The sequence below is a fragment of the Pseudomonas sp. O39 genome, from assembly GCF_045447295.1.
GTDB lineage: Bacteria > Pseudomonadota > Gammaproteobacteria > Pseudomonadales > Pseudomonadaceae > Aquipseudomonas > Aquipseudomonas antarctica_A.
In genome coordinates, this window is sequence record NZ_JBJGXV010000017.1 from 96,060 (window position 1) to 112,517 (window position 16,458).

The following is a 16,458-nucleotide window of genomic DNA, read 5'->3' on the forward strand; positions in this document are numbered from 1 at the left end:
GGTGTGGGTCATGCAATGGATCGAGTGGGTAACTCCGCACGGGTGGGCAGGCCTTCCATATCTCCGCGGCTTTGCACGGCGCGGCTGCCGATCCAGTTGCCGCGCTGTACGGCCTCGGGGAAGCTGAGGTTGTCGAGCAAGGCGCTGATCATGCCGACGGCAAAACCATCACCGGCGCCGACGGTGTCCACGACTTTTTCCACCGGCACGGCGGCGACGAAGCCCTGGTCCATCTGGGTGCGGTAGTAGGCACCATCCGGCCCAAGCTTGATGGCCACGGCTTCGGCACCCTGGTCGAGGTAGAAGGCGGCGATGTCGGCCGGGTCGTCGAAGCCGGTGAGCAAGCGGCCTTCGCTCAAGCCGGGCAAGACCCAGTCAGCCAGGCTTGCGAGGGCGTTTATCTGGCGAATCATCTGCTGCTGATTGGCCCACAGAGACGGGCGCAGGTTCGGGTCGAATGACACGCTGCGCCCGGCCTTGCGCATCTGCGTCATCAGCGTCACGGACAGCTCGCGGGTGGCCTCGGACAAGGCCGGCGGAATACCGGTGGCATGCAGGTGCCGCGCTTGCAGGAGGGCGGGACGAATGTCGGCAATCGACAAATGACTGGCGGCCGAGCCTTTGCGGAAATATTCCACTTGAGGGTCTGCGCCAGTCTCTTCGCGGGATTTGAACTGAAAACCGGTGGGGTGCAGCGGATCGACCGCCACATGGCGACAATCCAGGCCTTCTTTTTGCAGGGTGTCGATGACAAACCGGCCGAGGGAATCAGCCCCTACCCGGCTCAGCCAGGCGACATTGAAACCCAGGCGCGACAGACCAATAGCCACATTGCTGTCGGCCCCGGCAATGCGTTTGTGGAACTGGGCCACCTCGGCCAGGTCGCCGGTCTGTTCGGCGACAAACATCGCCATGGTTTCACCAAACGACAGGATATCGATCTCAGACATGGGCATTCTCCGCACGGGGCTGGCCAAGGAGGGCGAGGGCGGCGACCTGTTGCGCGGTAACTGCGGTCAAGTCATCACCTTGCAACGGGAATTCCACGGCCCGGGTAATACCTTGAGTCATATGCTTGAGCAGTTGTTCCCACAGATGCAGGTCGGTGGCGCTGGGCGGCAAGGCCACCAGCTTGCCGTCCTGGCGACGCGCCACGGCCTTGCAGTGCAGGTAATCCACGTGCCGGCCCAGCAGGCGTGCGGCGGTGAGGGCGGATTGGTCTTGCCACTGCCAGTTGCCGATGTCGAAGGTCATTTTGACCGGTACACCCAGGCGTTCAACCTCGGTAAAGAACCGTTGCATCGGCTCGATGCGCCCGCCGTGCAGGGTCTGGTCGTTTTCCACCAGCAATTGGACCGGGTGGCGGTTGAGCAGGGCGTGCAGGCTTTGCAGGTCGTTGGTGTCGGTGAAGTAACCGAGGGAGACTTTCAGCCAGCGTGCGCCGAATGCCTGCGCGCGGTCCAGGATGGCGGCGAGTTCGGCATTCGGCTGGGCGCGCCCGGCGACCCAGAGTTCCAGCGGCGACGAAAACACCGATTCCAGGCCATGCTCAGCGGCTGCCTGGGCGAGGACGGCGGGTTGTTCGGTGGTCAGCAATTCTTCACGCCATTCGATGCGCTGGGCGCCGGCAGCATTGAGCAACGAGACAAAACTCAATTGGCCCTGCTGGCGTACCAGATCAGCGCCGTAGCTGGAAAGGCTGATGGAGACGGGGTACTTATGCATTGTTGTTTACCTCTGAAACCGGTTTCATTTTTATACACAAAACAGGGGTGGGAGCTGGCTTGCCTGCGATGGCGGTGAATCAGTCGATTACTGCTTCGGCTGAGAACCCGCGATCGCAGGCAAGCCAGCGCCCACAGGGGGTTGAGTTGAGCCGCGAATGATCAGTTGCGGCAAAAAGTCCAGGGTGCGCGTCGGTGCGTCATCGCCACGCAGGCGTTTGAGCAGGCAGTCGAAGGCGCTCGCGCCTATCGCTTCGGTCGGCTGGGCGAGGGCGGTGATGCCGTTGCCTACCAGCGGGTACCAGTCCAGGTCATCCAGGGCGATCAGGCCGACCTCATTAAACAGGTTGCAGCCTAAAGACTTGAGCGCGCGGGTACAGGCCAGCGTGGCGATACCGTTGGCGCAGAACAAGGCTTTGGGGCCGGGTTTGGCAAGAAAGGCCTGCAGACGATTTTCCAGCTCGCCATCGAGTTCCAGCACGGCGCCGGTCAACCCTGGGCGGCTGGCAATCTCTGCCTTGAAACTGGTCTGGCGTTCCAGTCGGGAACTGGTGCCATCGGCGGCTTCGCTCACTAGCAACACATCGCGATAACCCTGCTGTTCGAGATGCTCCACGGCGATGCGTACCGCCGCGAAGTTATCCAAACCCACCATGTCGCTGTGCAGCGGCTCGACCTTGCGGTCGACCAGCACCAGCGGCATTTCCTGTTGCAACTCCAGCAACTGGTCGAGGTGATGGCCAAGGGTGTTCACGATCAACCCTTCGATGTTGTACGAACGCAATGCTGCCAGATGCTGGCGCTCCTGCTCGTCATCGCGGTCGGTGTTGCACACCACCAGGCTGTAGCCGTGTTGGCGGCAGGCGGTTTCGACGCCGTGCATCACGGCAATGGAATAGGGGTTGCGGATATCGGCCACCAGCATGCCGATCAGGCGAGTGCGCCCACGTTTCAAGCCCCGCGCCATTTGGTTAGGGCGGTAGCCGAGTTCGCTGATCGCCTGTTCGATGCGCAGAGCAATGGCGTCGGAGAGCAAGGCGCGGTCATCACCGATAAAGCGCGAGACGCTGGCTTTGGACACACCGGCGCGCTCGGCGACGTCGAGCATGGTCACGCGGCTGCGCTGGGCGGCGGAAAAAGAAGTCACGGTTGCAGGCCTTTCTTATTGGAGGTTGTGGAGCTTTGAAACCGGTTTCAGGAGACCTCAACGACGAAAGTACGTCAAGTGTATTTCAGTGCAAATGTGCAATCAGCCGGTGGCTCGGCCCGACGAGTGGCGGCGCTACCTGTTAGTTCTGACAGTATCCGAACAGCAGCGTTAAGTATTCAATCCTGTCTAACGTAGTTGGTAATAGCCATTCACACATGCGTCGGAGAACACCATGGGCAACAGTTCAGCAGATGATGCTATCAACAAAGAAAATGCCGCAGGTTTTGCCGCTGCTGAGGCTGCCGGGGTGGCGACTGTTCCGACATTGCCTGCACCTGACATAAGCAACGTAGAGCCCGATGGATTAATTCTAATAAAATATCTATTTGACGATTTGGTCGTTAAGTTAACCAAGCCTTGGCAATTTTTGCCCCAACTCGGCGAGAGCGACTTTGTGACCTTCATATGGCACGTCGAGGGCAGCGTCGCGTTTGATCTTGAACCGATTGAGTTGGTAGGGCCTATTACCGCGGATGATTTTCCTGTTGAGGTAACGATACCTCAGGCTTATTTTCTCAACAGTGCGAAGGTGCGTGTTTCTTACCGTGTTAATAACTTGTTTGTTGACAGCGAGGTTTTTGAAGTTTCGTCCGACAGGACAATTATTATCGACAGAGTTGCGCCGGGCGGCGGCCAAGTGCTTAACGCCGCCAGGTTTCTACTCGATCCTATTACAGAGTACGATTCAAGCAATGCCACGGCTGAGGTCGACGTGCCCGGCGATTACCTTGATCGAAAAGCGTTCGACACGGTTTTATGTTATTTAAGTGACCGAGACACACTGCCTACACGCCCGGCCATCCATGAGCAATCATTTGCTGCTGTGAGTGGCCCTATGCGTGTGAATATTCCGATGGCGGAGATTCGCAAGTTTGCCGGCGCGCCCCTGCTGTATTTCTTTTATCGTCTGCGTGACCGTGCGGGGAATATCTCTGCTCAATACTCATTCGTTGCGAGTACCGGCCTGCAGTTGAATGCCCCGCCTGCCAACCTGTCGGTACCTGAAGTGCCGGCGTATGATTCCGATTTGCTGGTTAATCGGGAGGACGCACGTCGTATTGTCTCGGTCAGGGTGCGTCACTACGACAACCTGTTGGCAGATGATCAGTGTGTGGTCGAGTGGGACGGTATTAAGCTGCCGCCGGTGCCAGTCAGCGCGTTGCCATTCTCGGTCAGCGTGGAGTGGAGCGTGTTGATCGCCAAAGGCGCGAACCTGCGCCGAATCATTAACTTGCCCGTGCGCTACGCCATTCTCCGCGCAGGCGATACGGTGGGCCCAGGCATCAGCTCCCCAGTGAAACGGGTCACTGTGGACATGACGATTGCAGGCCAGGAAAACCCTCAGGCGCCTGCGCTGCTGAACCGTCAATTGGCTCTGGTTAACATCCATGGCGCGGTCTCCCAGATTCCCAACCGTCTGGACAGCAGTGATGCCAACCAGCCGGTGAGAGCGTCGTTTACCTTGTTCGACAACCCGGTGCAGGGTGAGCGCGCCTTGCTTTTCTGGCCAGGCCAGGCGACACCGGTCGCGACTTATCTGGTTAAGCCGGGTGACGTCGGCGGGAAGATCGTCGACTTTGACAATCGAATTGATTGGCAGGTGATTCAGGCCGGCGGCAGTAATGCGAACACGCTTGTGAGTTACCAGACCGATAATGGTGTGAACCAACAGTTATCGCCTGATCAAACGGTTTTTGTCAGTCTTACTCCGCCCATCAGTTACCCCAAACCCAGCTTTCCCCAGACGGCGCCACACCCTCATAAATGGTTGGCGTGTGATGCGAAAGTGTGGGAAGGCATTAAAGTGGTGGTCAACCCCGCACCGAATGTTCTGCAACCGGGAGACCAGGTCGTGTTGTCATGGCAGGGCTATCTAAACTACCCGGATCGCAATCCGCTTCCTGCAACCGCCGACACCTTTGAATATGTTTGGGTGGCGGGCGATACGACGCATGAATATATCATTGAGCCTTACGAAGCGCTGATCAGGCCATTGAGTGACTATGCAGGGGGAGCCGCTCGTTACAGTGTATTCCGTGAGGGTATCTTACAAGGGACATCAGCAGCCGCCTACGTGCCGATTGATCGTAAGTACAGCACGGGTAAATACTGCGGGCCGAACGGTGTAGGGCCTGGGGAAAAATAAGAACGGCTGTTTTATAAGGTTGCGGTGGAGAGGGCGATAGGCACTCTTCATCACGAACTTCTTCGTCTCTAATAATTGTATTGGCGGGCGCGGAAAGAAGTAACGCTCTAAAGGGTCAGCAGGGCATTAATGCACGTTGACTGTCTGTGTTTGTTCGGCATTCATATCAAATGAAGATGGAGAATATATATGAGCACCCCTGTGTCTGCAAAAGTTGCCGCCATACTTGCCGCTGGGCCCACGCTGCGTGCACCTGAGGTCTTGGGCGCACTCAATCCTGCGACGGGCCTTATTTCAGCAGAAGCCGCCAAGCTGCCCTCCACGCTGAGGTGTGAATTGGGGAGTGAAACGCTGAGCGATGACTGGATCGAAATACTCATGCAAGACCTCTCCCAGCCGTTGCCCAATTGGGTAACGCGGTATGGCCCTGCCCAATTTGAAATAACGTCGACAGACGCCACGCTTGATGTGACCGTCCCTTTTACTCAGTCAGAAATAAACGATGGAGGGATAAGGGACGGTCGGTATCAGTTCCAGTACAGGGTGTTTGTGAATGATTACGATGAGAATGACGTAGCAAGACCGCAGGAAGAGTTTAACTTTTCAACGTCCGGGAATTTCACGGTTGACCGGTTTGCTCCCTGGTCCAGTCAGATAAATAGCGTTCAACCCCCTGTCTCAACTTACACAGGGACTGGGGATCCGGCGCAGCCGCTGACACAGGCTATTATTAACAATGACGGGGGGGCACCCTTCAACCTTGCCAACAATACCTACCCGTATCCGGCCGGGCAATGGGCACTCGGCGATACCTACACACATTACTGGAGCCAAGATACGGTTCCACTGGCTGCGTTTGTGGTAGGGACGACGCTGGCGCTGCAAACCGGCAACACATTTACCGTGCCTGCCCGTTTTATCACCGGCAGCGGTGTCTGGTATTACTTCTACACCTGCACCGACGCTGCGGGGAACGTCAGCCGGCCATCGATCGTTAATCGCTTCAATGTGTCGCTGTTGCCGACGCCCACGCAACTGGATATTTTCATTCCGTTGGCACCGGCACCGGTAGGGGGCAGTGTCGATGATCTGCTCAATATTGCGGACTATTTGGCACGTATCGAGTTCCAGGGGACCTACACGGACCCGCAGTTTAATCTGGATAAAATTCAGTGGAAGGTGGGCTCACAACCGTGGACTTCGTTATCTGCTACGTTCACCACCTTACCGGTGGTCATCTCGGGAACAGTACTTAACGATTTGCTAAAGATCGAATACGGAAAGCAGAGGGGGCCTGTGCCGACCCCCATGCAATTTCGGGTAAATCAAAACGGCGCAATTACCGATTCTCCTCCTAAGATCGTCAAGGTCGACTTGAGTGTACCGGGCCCGGAAAACCCAGGCGAGCCTGGAAGCCGGAACCCCAATTTGAATCCAGCGCATATATATGGCCAAGGTTCGCTGGTGGCGGATGAGTTGACAGCCGAGCATGCCAATAAACCTATTACCGTGGAGATTGTATTGTGGACGGCCGAGGACATACCCGGACCCAATCAGTGGATCCACGTTGTAGGCAGCGATGGCATTGCAGTGTTGCCTCCTTATGAAATCACCAATCAATTGCCGGGTGACACGGTCAGTTTTGATATCCAATGGGACTCAGGTTTAATCAAGTTTAATGGTGTTCAGAACATTCACTATTTTATCGCGTCCTCGGCAACGCCGGCGCCCACCGACAACATGAATAGAGCGCCGGATACAGAGATTACTGTGACAGACGCTGTGATGGTTTCCCTGGAACCGCCTGAGTTTGTCAATGCGAAGGGCCCAGTCGGTAAAAGGGTTTGGACCTGTGATTCGATGGGGCCAAGGCCGCAAGTAAACCCTGCTAATTATGACGGCCGGATTTTCGTGCCTGGGGACCAGAGGTTTGTGTTGAATCAGATGCTGCAGTTGGTTGTCCGGATTACGTCACCCACGGCAGACGCTTTCATAATCCTCGAAGAGCTTATTACACCTCAGGTTAGAGCCAGTGGCTTTACGTTCCCCGTACCGTTCTCATTCCTCAGGCCGCTTCGATCGGGGCTCGTACAGGTGACCAGCATCGCACCACTCGTAGGCAACGTCAGCGGGCGCGGCAATAACACCATCACCGGGCGCACAACGTTGGCGAACACATATTGTGATTTTGTCCTGGTAACAAACCCTTAGGGCACCACGTAGGTAAGCAGTCGGTATGACTACGTCTCCCTCTTTTGGAGGGGGACGCAAGTCACTGACTTTTTTCTGTTAATCAGCCACTTGAGACACAGGTTTTTACCAAGGACTTAAGGGATTGTTCCTACAGAATGTCGGGCTTTTACTCCTTAGTCTGTGTGCCTCAGAGGTTAGGCTCGCTTTTTATAGACCAGCCAAACCGTTTTCGTAGGCTTTGCCAAAGAGTGATTGACCATGTCGGCACTGAATATATTCGAACTCAAGCCCTTGAGTAAGATGATGAAAGTCCCAACCATTACGTTCTGCCTGTTTGCTGCGGTACATGGGCAAGCGCAAGCCGCTCAGTTGAACGGTGAGCAAAAAACCATTGACGCCACTGAGCAAACTACGGATTGGCAATTGTTTAACCAGTCCACCCTGGACATGAACAACGCAACGGCCACCAGCATTGCACTCGCAGCCTCTACGCTGAACATGAATGCCGGCAGTCAGGCCAATGATGTTCGTGCGACTAACGGGTCCGTGGTTCATCTCGAATCAGCGCATGTAACTTCGAACAACCCGGTGTTCGGCGCAGTGCGCCTGGAACAAAGCGCTGCGTTTATCAATAGCAGTACGATTACCAACAACAACGGCGTGGGTTTGCAAGCCGTTGGTGCTGTAAGTTCCGACGATGGCTCGTCAACACAAGTAAGCAACAGCATTATCAGCGGTACTGCCGGCGGGGCGGAAGCCAGCAGCGGTAGCCAGATGGACTTCAAGCAAGGCACGTTGGTACAAGGTACTGGCGTGAACAGTTTTGGCCTTTCCCTACGGGGTGCCACGGCAACGGCCACCCAGGCCACGATCGTCGGCCAGGGCAGCGGGGTATCGTTTACCCGCGGACGTTTTGATACCACCGATGGCAAGTTGGTATTGGACCAATCCGTTGTTGAGGGCAAAACCGGTTCCGCCATTTCGGTCAGGGCCTCGCAAGGCCTGGCCCCGGTGGTAGAAATAGAGGTGCGCAACGGCTCCACGCTCACGGGGGGTAACGGTAATCTGCTGTCTGTCACGGGCGGCAGTTCAGCGACGATGACGGTTGATAACAGCCGTTTGACCGGCAATGTGGTGGTCGATGGCACCAGCACCGCCCATTTGACCCTGCAGAACAACGCCGAGTTGACTGGCCAGTTGCAGAATGTGTCCAGCTTGAACGTGGGCAATGCTTCCAACTGGAACATGACGGGCGACAGCCAGGTCGGTGTACTGAACATGACCGGTGGTACGGTTACCATGGGCGCCGGGGATGCGTTCTATCAACTGAACCTGAATACGCTTGCCGGTGATGGCACGTTTGTTATGGGCACCGATTTCGCGCAAGGCAAGACGGACTTCATCAATGTCACCGGCGAAGCTACGGGTAATCACAACCTGTTGCTGTCGGCCAGTGGCGCTGAGCCGGTCAACCCCGATCAGGTTCGCGTGGTCCATACCGGCGGTGGGGATGCGCAGTTCTCCCTGGTTAATGGCCCGGTCGATGCAGGTGCTTTTGCCTACGATCTGAAAAAAGAAGGCACTGATTGGTATCTCGACCCGGAAACCCGTACGAAAAGCCGTGGCACCCGTGTGGTAACGGCACTCTTCAACACCGCGCCGACGGTGATGTACGGCGAAGAGGCCTCGTTGCGCGCCCGCATGGGTGAGTTGCGTTTCGAGCCAGGCCAGGCGGGTCTTTGGGTTCGTGGTTTTGGTAACAAGTACAACGTGTCCGAAAGTTCGGGTACCGCGTATACGCAAAACCAGCGCGGCTTCTCCATCGGTGCGGACATGCCGCTGGTAGACAGCCAATGGCTGGTGGGTGTGATGGCTGGTCATAGTACCTCCGACCTTAACCCTGCGCGCGGCTCCTCGGGTACCGTCAAGAGCTACTTCGTGGGCGCTTATGCAACCTGGATGGACCAGGAAAGCGGGTTCTACTTTGATACGGTAGCCAAGGCCAACCGTTTCCAGAACGAAGCCAAAGTAAGCCTCAGCGACGCTACATCGACCAAAGGTAATTACAACAACGTGGGTGGCAGCCTGTCGGCTGAGTTCGGTCGCAATATCAAACTCGATGATGGCTGGTACGTTGAACCTTATGGTCGACTGTCGACGATTGTGGTCCAGGGTGGAAACTACAGTCTGAAAAATGGCTTGAAAGTCGACGGTGAACGTACCCGTTCACGTATCGCTGAAGCCGGCGCGACAGTAGGGCGTGATATCCAGCTCGACAGTGGCACCATTATCCAGCCGTACCTGCGTGCGGCCATGGTTCACGAGTTCGCCAACAATAATAAGGTTGCGGTCAACAACCAGACCTTCAACAATGACCTGTCAGGTTCGCGCGCCAAGTTTGGTGCCGGCGTAGCGGTGAAACTCTCGCAGAACCTGCAAATGCACGCGGACCTTGAAACCAGCTCCAGTAATAAAATCGATCAGGTACTGGGTGCCAACGTTGGCGTACGTTATTCCTTCTAACTAAAGCGCCGGTCATTAAAAAGCCCTGATCTTTCGATCAGGGCTTTTTGTCGTTGGTTAATTACTCTGTTTCAAGTGAAAATTGAGGGTGACGTATTCTATGCGAATCTCATTAGTCGTTGACTGGAGCTTGCCGGTGACTTGAAAAGGACTGAGTGACAGCTTTTCAATAACCAGGATCGCTTTACCAGGCTTGTTTTCTGGATCTCCGCTGCGACTGCTGATGCACTGGGCGACCAAAACAGGGTCTTCGGCCTTGTAGGAAACCCAGGCCATTGGAGGATTGTGCGTTCGCAGTTGCAGTTCTTTGCCGAATTCGACATCGCTCGGGAATTGGATGAATACATCTTCTGCCACGTTGCCGTCTTCATGTTTGTGAATAAGGTTCATGCTGACAATGCCTTGATGGATGCTCCATTTACCGATATCGGTTTTAAATGAGTGATCACCAATCGTTCCTTTTACCTCGCCAGTTGCGTCGCGGGGGGCTGGTTTTTCAGTTGCCAATTTCAGTGTCGCTGCCATGATCGCCTCTCCATCAATGATGTTTTTGCAAGATTCAGAAGCGCTGATGCTTCTGACTGCAGGTATCAAGCGACAAATAAAATATTTATGTAACTGTCAGAATTCACAGTTTACAAATGCGTGTCTATCTTCTTCGTTACGCCGCTTGTGAAGGCAGTATTCAACTGTGCCCGTACAGCGCTATGTTTGAATAGCTCACGCTATTAGAGGCCTTTCCTCACACTTGTCTACTGTCATAGTTGACAGTCTAATAAAAGACTTTTAATAGCTTTTTCATCTAAGTGTGCAGGCGACAAGGCCAGGGGTCTGGCCAGCCAAGCTCAGCTGAACAGACCCGCGGCGATATTGATCGAGAAGCCAAGGATGGCGGTATTGAACAAGAAGCCGATCAACGATTGGCCCAACACCACTTTACGCATGCTGCGCGTGGCAACGCCTACATCGGCCGTCTGCACCGCCACGCCAATGGTGAACGAGAAGTACAGGAAGTCCCAATAGTTGGGGTTACGCAAACCTTCGGCAAAGCGCAGCGCCGGCTCGTCACCTTCCCACGTATAAAAAAGCCGCGCGTAATGCACGCTGAAAATCACGCCGGTCAGCAACCATGAACCGATCACCGTCATACCGGTAAAACCGTAATGCAGCAGGCGCGCGGTGCTGTCCAGGTCTTTGCTGCCCACCAGGTTCAGCGTGATGGTCGCCAGGCTGGCAATCGCCGCGATGCACACCATGAACAGCACCAATCCTGCGTTTTCATCCTCAATCTCGGCGAAGCGTTTGACGTCGTCGGCACGCGAGCGGCTGGTTAGCCACAGCATCAGTATCAGGTAGGTCCAGACGCCGGCGTTCCAGCCGATGAGGATTTTGCTGATGATCGTGTCGGCGGGCGCCAGGATGCCCACGGCAAGGCCCAGGACGGCGGCGGCGGAGAGGCGAGGGTGGGTGCGGGCGAGGAAGGCCATAGGTGCTCACAACAGGGGAGGTTGTGAGCACCATAGCGCATTTTCAAACGGGTTATGAACGCTTGCGCACCAGCTTCATGACGACCACAAAGAACACCGGCACAAACACCACCGCCAGTGTTGCGGTGATCATCCCGCCTATCACGCCCGTGCCGATCGCCTGCTGGCTGGCCGAGCTGGCACCGGTGGCAATGGCCAACGGCACCACGCCGAGGATAAAGGCGAGCGACGTCATGATGATGGGCCGTAAACGCAGGCGCGCGGCTTTCAAGGTGGCGTCGATCAAGTCTTCGCCCTGCTCATACAAGTCCTTGGCGAACTCGATGATCAGGATCGCGTTCTTCGCCGACAAGCCAATGATGGTGATCAGGCCGACCTTGAAGAACACATCGTTAGGCATGCCGCGCAAGCTCACCGCCAATACGGCGCCGAGCACACCCAGCGGCACCACCAACAATACCGACGTTGGAATCGACCAGCTTTCATACAGCGCGGCCAGGCACAGGAACACGATCAACAGCGACAGGCCCAACAGCAATGGCGCCTGGGACCCGGACAAGCGTTCCTGCAACGACAAACCGGTCCATTCCTGGCCCAGGCCCGCCGGCAGTTGGCTGACCAGGCGCTGAATTTCTTCCATCGCCTCACCGGTGCTGTGCCCCGGTGCTGCTTCACCGCTGATGGCGATGGCCGGGTAGCCGTTGTAACGCGTCAACTGCGCAGGGCCCTGGGTCCATTTGGCTTCGACGAATGCCGACAACGGCACCATCTTCCCGGCGTTGTTGCGCACGTTGATCTTCATCAAGTCCGCCACCTGGCTGCGCTGGTCGCCTTCGGCCTGCACGACCACCCGCTGCATGCGGCCCTGGTTGGGGAAGTCGTTGACATAGGCTGAGCCGATGGCCGAGGACAGCACATTACCCACGTCCGCGAAGGAGACCCCAAGGGCGTTGGCCTGCTTGCGGTCAACCTGCAACTGCACTTGCGGCGCTTCAGCCAGGGCGCTTTCGCGCACGTTGGCCAGGATCGGGCTTTTCTCGGCGGCCGCCAGCAACTCGGTACGTGCCTGCATCAACGCGGCATGGCCGACACCGCCACGGTCCTGCAAGCGGAACTCGAAACCGCTGGAGGTGCCAAGGCCGTCCACGGGCGGTGGCAGGATCGCAAAGGCAATCGCATCCTTAAGCTCGCCGAAAGCGGCGTTGGCGCGGTCGGCAATGGCCGAGGCCGAATCCTCGCTGCTGCGTTTCGACCAATCCTTGAGCGTGGTAAACGCCAGCGCCGCGTTCTGCCCGGAACCGGAGAAACTGAAGCCCATGATCATGGTGGTATCGCCCACCCCAGGCTCCTCGGCGTTATGTGCTTCGATCTGCTCGGCCACCTGCACCGTGCGGTTCTTACTCGCACCCGGCGGCAACTGGATATCGGTAATGGTGTAACCCTGGTCCTCCACCGGCAGGAACGAAGAGGGCAGGCGGCTGAACATCCACCCCAGGCCCACCAGCAATACCAAGTAGATCAGCAGGTAACGGCCGCTGCGCTTGAGGGCATAGGCCACCCAGCCTTCATAACGGTCCGTGAAGCTTTCAAAACGTTTGTTGAACCAGCCGAAAAAGCCGCTTTTGGCGTGGTGCTCGCCCTTGGCAATCGGTTTGAGCAAGGTCGCGCACAAAGCCGGGGTCAACGTCAGGGCGAGGAACGCCGAGAACAGGATCGAGGTCGCCATCGACAGCGAGAACTGCTGGTAGATCACCCCGACCGAACCCGGCATGAACGCCATTGGCAGAAACACCGCGACCAACACCAGGGTGATACCGACGATGGCCCCGGTAATCTGGCCCATGGCCTTGCGCGTGGCCTCTTTGGGCGACAAACCCTCGGTGACCATGATGCGCTCGACGTTCTCCACTACCACAATCGCATCGTCCACCAGGATGCCGATCGCCAGCACCATGCCGAACATGGTCAGCACGTTGATCGAGAAGCCCAGCAACAACATGGTGGCGAAGGTGCCCATCAATGCAATGGGCACCACCAGCGTCGGGATCAAGGTATAGCGCACGTTCTGCAGGAACAGGTACATCACCGCAAACACCAGCGCCATCGCCTCGAGCAAGGTGTAGACCACTTTGGTAATCGAGACCTTGACGAAGGGCGAGGTGTCGTACGGGATCTTGTACTCCACGTTGGCCGGGAAGTAGCGCGACAGCTCGTCCATCCTCGCCCGCACCAGGGTCGCCGTTTTCAGCGCGTTGGCGCCCGGCGACAGCTGCACACTGACGGCGGTGGATGGCTTGCCGTTCAGGCGCGTGGAGAACTGGTATTCCTGGCTGCCGATCTCCACCCGCGCCACGTCGCCGATACGCACGGTGGAGCCGTCAGGGTTGGCTTTGAGCACGATGTCGGCGAATTCCGCCGGCGTCGACAGTTGGCCCTTGACCAGGATGGCGGCGGTGATTTCCTGGGTCTTGGTACCCGGCAAATCACCGATGCTGCCCGCCGAGACCTGGGCGTTCTGCGCGCTGATTGCAGCGTTCACGTCGGCCGGGGTGAGGTTGAAGCCAATCAACTTCTGCGGGTCGATCCAGATACGCATGGCGCGCTCGGCGCCATACAGCTGGGCTTTGCCCACACCGTCCAGGCGCTTGAGCTCGTTCATCACGTTGCGTGCCAGGTAATCGCTGAGCGCGACGTCATCGAGCTTGCCGTCGTTGGAGGTCAGGGTGACCAGCAGCAGGAAGCCGGCGGAAACCTTTTCCACCTGCAAGCCTTGCTGGGTCACCGCTTGCGGCAAGCGCGGCTCTACCGCTTTAAGGCGGTTTTGCACATCAACCTGGGCCATTTCCGGGTTGGTGCCCGGCTGGAAGGTGGCGGTGATCGTGGCCGAACCCAGGCTGCTCTGGGATTCGAAATACAGCAGGTGATCGGCGCCGTTGAGCTCCTGCTCAATCAGGCTGACCACGCTTTCATCCAGGGTCTGGGCCGAAGCGCCCGGGTACACCGCGTAGATTTCCACCTTTGGCGGCGCCACGTTGGGGTACTGCGCCACCGGCAACTGCGGGATGGCGAGTGCACCGGCCAGCAGGATAAACAGGGCGACCACCCAGGCGAAAATCGGGCGGTCAATAAAGAACTGCGGCATGGCGGGTTATTCCTTTACGGGCTGGCCAGGGGCCGGGCTGTCGTCCACTTCGACTTTTCACCGGGGCGCGCGTGTTGCAGGCCTTCGACGATGATGCGATCACCGGGCTTGAGGCCGCTGCTGACGATCCAGCGATCCTCGACGACCGCGCCCAGCTCCACCGGCTGTTGGCTGACGGTCTGCTCGGCGTCCAACAGCAGCACCATCGGGATGCCGGCGCTGTCGCGCGTAATGGCGCGTTGCGGCACGCTGATGCCTTGCTTATCAACCGCTTGTTCCAGGCGCACGCGCACAAAACTGCCGGGCAGCAGGTCGAGGTCAGGGTTGGGGAACTCGCTGCGCAGGATGATCTGCCCGGTGCCCGGGTCGACGCTGATCTCGGCAAACAGCAATTTGCCCGGCAGCGGGTACAGGCTGCCGTCGTCCTGGATCAGCGTGGCCTTGGCCTGGTCCTGGCCGACCTGCTTCAAGCTGCCGGCACGGAAGGCGCGGCGCAGGTCATTCAGCTCGCGGGTCGACTGGGTCAGGTCGGCGTGAATCGGGTCCAGTTGCTGGATGATCGCCAGTGGCGTGGCTTCGTTCTGGCCCACCAGTGCACCCTCGGTCACCAGCGCGCGGCCGATTCGGCCGGAGATCGGCGCAGTGACGGTGGCGTAGCCCAGGTTCAGCTTCGCACGCTCGACGGCAGCCTTATTAGCGGCGACTTCGGCGTTGGTCTGGCGCACGGCGGCGCGGGCATTGTCGTAGTCCTGGCCGCTGATGGCATTGCCTTCTACCAACTGGCTGTAGCGCTGTTCTTGCAGGCGTGCCTGGAAGGCATTGGCCTGGGCCTTGTCCAGGTTGGCCCGAGCGCTGTCCAGGTCAGCCTTGAACGGGGCCGGGTCAATGCGAAACAGCACATCGCCCTGTTTCACGTCGTGGCCTTCCTTGAACACGCGCTGCATGACCACGCCAGCGACCCGTGCACGCACTTCGGCAATGCGCGGTGCGGCGATTCGCCCGCTCAGTTCGCTGGTGATGGAGAGGGGTTTGGCCTGCAGGGTTTCGATGCGGACTTTGGCCAAGGGCATTTCCGGCGCGTCATCGGCCGACTTGCCACAAGCACTCAGTGCCAGCGTCAAGGCCAGCAGGCAAAACGGCGCAAACAGATTCTTCGACATGCTCATATCCCAATATTGACTGGCGCATCCTAAAGTCACCTGCGCCGCGGTGCTGTGAAGCTCTGTAGCCCGTCTGTGAAGAAATGTAAGGTGCGGCGCGCTGAGCGCCGGGGGCGTATATCCTTGCACAATCCTGCAACACACCAACAAACCGCATTATTTGGAAACACCATGCCCAACATCCTTCTGGTGGAAGATGACGCCGCGCTCTCCGAGCTGATTGCCAGTTACCTGGAACGCAATGGCTACCACGTCAGCGTACTCAGCCGTGGCGATCACGTTCGCGAGCGCGCACGCCTTAACCCGCCGGACCTGGTGATCCTCGACCTGATGTTGCCGGGCCTTGACGGCCTGCAGGTGTGTCGCTTGCTGCGTGCCGACTCGGCGGGCTTGCCGATCCTGATGCTCACCGCGCGAGACGACAGCCACGATCAGGTGCTGGGCCTGGAAATGGGCGCTGACGACTATGTCACCAAGCCCTGCGAGCCGCGCGTATTGCTGGCGCGAGTGCGCACCTTGTTGCGCCGCAGCAGCCTGTCCGACCCCCAGGTTGCCAACGACCAGATCATCATGGGCAACCTGTGTATCGACCTGTCCGAACGCACGGTGACGTGGCGCGAGCAAGCGGTGGAGCTTTCCAGCGGTGAATACAACCTGCTGGTGGTGCTGGCCCGGCATGCCGGTGAAGTGCTCAGCCGCGACCAGATTCTGCAACGCCTGCGCGGTATCGAGTTCAACGGTACCGACCGCTCGGTGGACGTGGCCATTTCCAAGCTGCGCCGCAAGTTCGACGACCATGCCGGCGAAGCGCGCAAGATCAAGACCGTGTGGGGCAAGGGTTACTTGTTCAGCCGTTCCGAGTGGGAATGCTGA

General features: G+C 57.9%; 10 protein-coding genes and 1 pseudogene. 4 read left to right on the forward strand and 7 right to left on the reverse strand.

Annotated elements, in window-relative coordinates:
* Positions 1–8: 8 nt before the first annotated feature.
* The 3 genes from ACI77D_RS20540 to ACI77D_RS20550 form a co-directional block, all read right to left on the reverse strand.
* On the reverse strand, positions 9–950 hold the full coding sequence (locus ACI77D_RS20540) for a sugar kinase (RefSeq protein WP_064452144.1): 942 nt from the start codon (positions 948–950) through the stop codon (positions 9–11).
* Positions 943–1,725 carry a sugar phosphate isomerase/epimerase family protein gene (locus ACI77D_RS20545; RefSeq protein WP_407017373.1) on the reverse strand — a complete coding sequence of 261 codons (783 nt, stop codon included), beginning with the start codon at positions 1,723–1,725 and terminating at the stop codon, positions 943–945. Before ACI77D_RS20545 ends, ACI77D_RS20540 begins: the two co-directional genes overlap by 8 nt.
* Before the next feature lie 87 nt (positions 1,726–1,812).
* The gene (locus ACI77D_RS20550; protein WP_407017374.1) at positions 1,813–2,871 is read right to left on the reverse strand and encodes a LacI family DNA-binding transcriptional regulator; all 1,059 of its coding nucleotides are present in this window, start codon (positions 2,869–2,871) and stop codon (positions 1,813–1,815) included.
* Between the two features lie 235 nt (positions 2,872–3,106).
* Between ACI77D_RS20550 and ACI77D_RS20555 the strand changes: the two genes are divergently transcribed.
* The 3 genes from ACI77D_RS20555 to ACI77D_RS20565 all read left to right on the forward strand — a co-directional run bounded on the left by ACI77D_RS20555 (position 3,107) and on the right by ACI77D_RS20565 (position 9,796).
* The gene (locus tag ACI77D_RS20555) at positions 3,107–5,080 is read left to right on the forward strand and encodes a hypothetical protein (protein WP_407017375.1); all 1,974 of its coding nucleotides are present in this window, start codon (positions 3,107–3,109) and stop codon (positions 5,078–5,080) included.
* 201 nt (positions 5,081–5,281) lie between these two features.
* The gene (locus ACI77D_RS20560) at positions 5,282–7,291 is read left to right on the forward strand and encodes a hypothetical protein (protein ID WP_407017376.1); all 2,010 of its coding nucleotides are present in this window, start codon (positions 5,282–5,284) and stop codon (positions 7,289–7,291) included.
* A 240-nt stretch (positions 7,292–7,531) separates the two neighbouring features.
* Positions 7,532–9,796 carry an autotransporter outer membrane beta-barrel domain-containing protein gene (locus ACI77D_RS20565; RefSeq protein WP_407017377.1) on the forward strand — a complete coding sequence of 755 codons (2,265 nt, stop codon included), beginning with the start codon at positions 7,532–7,534 and terminating at the stop codon, positions 9,794–9,796.
* A 57-nt stretch (positions 9,797–9,853) separates the two neighbouring features.
* Here ACI77D_RS20565 and ACI77D_RS20570 read toward each other — a convergent pair whose 3' ends face one another.
* The 4 genes and pseudogenes from ACI77D_RS20570 to ACI77D_RS20585 all read right to left on the reverse strand — a co-directional run bounded on the left by ACI77D_RS20570 (position 9,854) and on the right by ACI77D_RS20585 (position 15,585).
* Positions 9,854–10,321, reverse strand: coding sequence for a hypothetical protein (locus ACI77D_RS20570; protein ID WP_407017378.1), 468 nt, complete (start codon positions 10,319–10,321; stop codon positions 9,854–9,856).
* Positions 10,322–10,641: 320 nt separating this feature from the next.
* Positions 10,642–11,283, reverse strand: coding sequence for a DUF1345 domain-containing protein (locus ACI77D_RS20575; protein WP_064452150.1), 642 nt, complete (start codon positions 11,281–11,283; stop codon positions 10,642–10,644).
* Between the two features lie 52 nt (positions 11,284–11,335).
* Positions 11,336–14,425: a multidrug efflux RND transporter permease subunit gene (locus ACI77D_RS20580; RefSeq protein ID WP_407017379.1), complete on the reverse strand. Its 3,090-nt coding sequence runs from the start codon at positions 14,423–14,425 to the stop codon at positions 11,336–11,338.
* Positions 14,426–14,431: 6 nt separating this feature from the next.
* Positions 14,432–15,585 (reverse strand): annotated as a pseudogene (locus ACI77D_RS20585) (efflux RND transporter periplasmic adaptor subunit).
* 171 nt (positions 15,586–15,756) lie between these two features.
* Here ACI77D_RS20585 and ACI77D_RS20590 point away from each other — a divergent pair.
* Entirely contained in the window at positions 15,757–16,458 is a 702-nt protein-coding gene (locus ACI77D_RS20590) for a response regulator transcription factor (protein WP_053256356.1), read from the forward strand.

Bases quoted from the DNA above. Each gene is read 5' to 3' on its own strand.
- ACI77D_RS20540 (WP_064452144.1), bottom strand. From the start codon at position 950: ATGTCTGAGATCGATATCCTGTCGTTTGGTGAAACCATGGCGATGTTT.
- ACI77D_RS20545 (WP_407017373.1), bottom strand. From the start codon at position 1,725: ATGCATAAGTACCCCGTCTCCATCAGCCTTTCCAGCTACGGCGCTGAT.
- ACI77D_RS20555 (WP_407017375.1), top strand. From the start codon at position 3,107: ATGGGCAACAGTTCAGCAGATGATGCTATCAACAAAGAAAATGCCGCA.
- ACI77D_RS20565 (WP_407017377.1), top strand. From the start codon at position 7,532: ATGTCGGCACTGAATATATTCGAACTCAAGCCCTTGAGTAAGATGATG.
- ACI77D_RS20570 (WP_407017378.1), bottom strand. From the start codon at position 10,321: ATGGCAGCGACACTGAAATTGGCAACTGAAAAACCAGCCCCCCGCGAC.
- ACI77D_RS20575 (WP_064452150.1), bottom strand. From the start codon at position 11,283: ATGGCCTTCCTCGCCCGCACCCACCCTCGCCTCTCCGCCGCCGCCGTC.
- ACI77D_RS20580 (WP_407017379.1), bottom strand. From the start codon at position 14,425: ATGCCGCAGTTCTTTATTGACCGCCCGATTTTCGCCTGGGTGGTCGCC.
- ACI77D_RS20590 (WP_053256356.1), top strand. From the start codon at position 15,757: ATGCCCAACATCCTTCTGGTGGAAGATGACGCCGCGCTCTCCGAGCTG.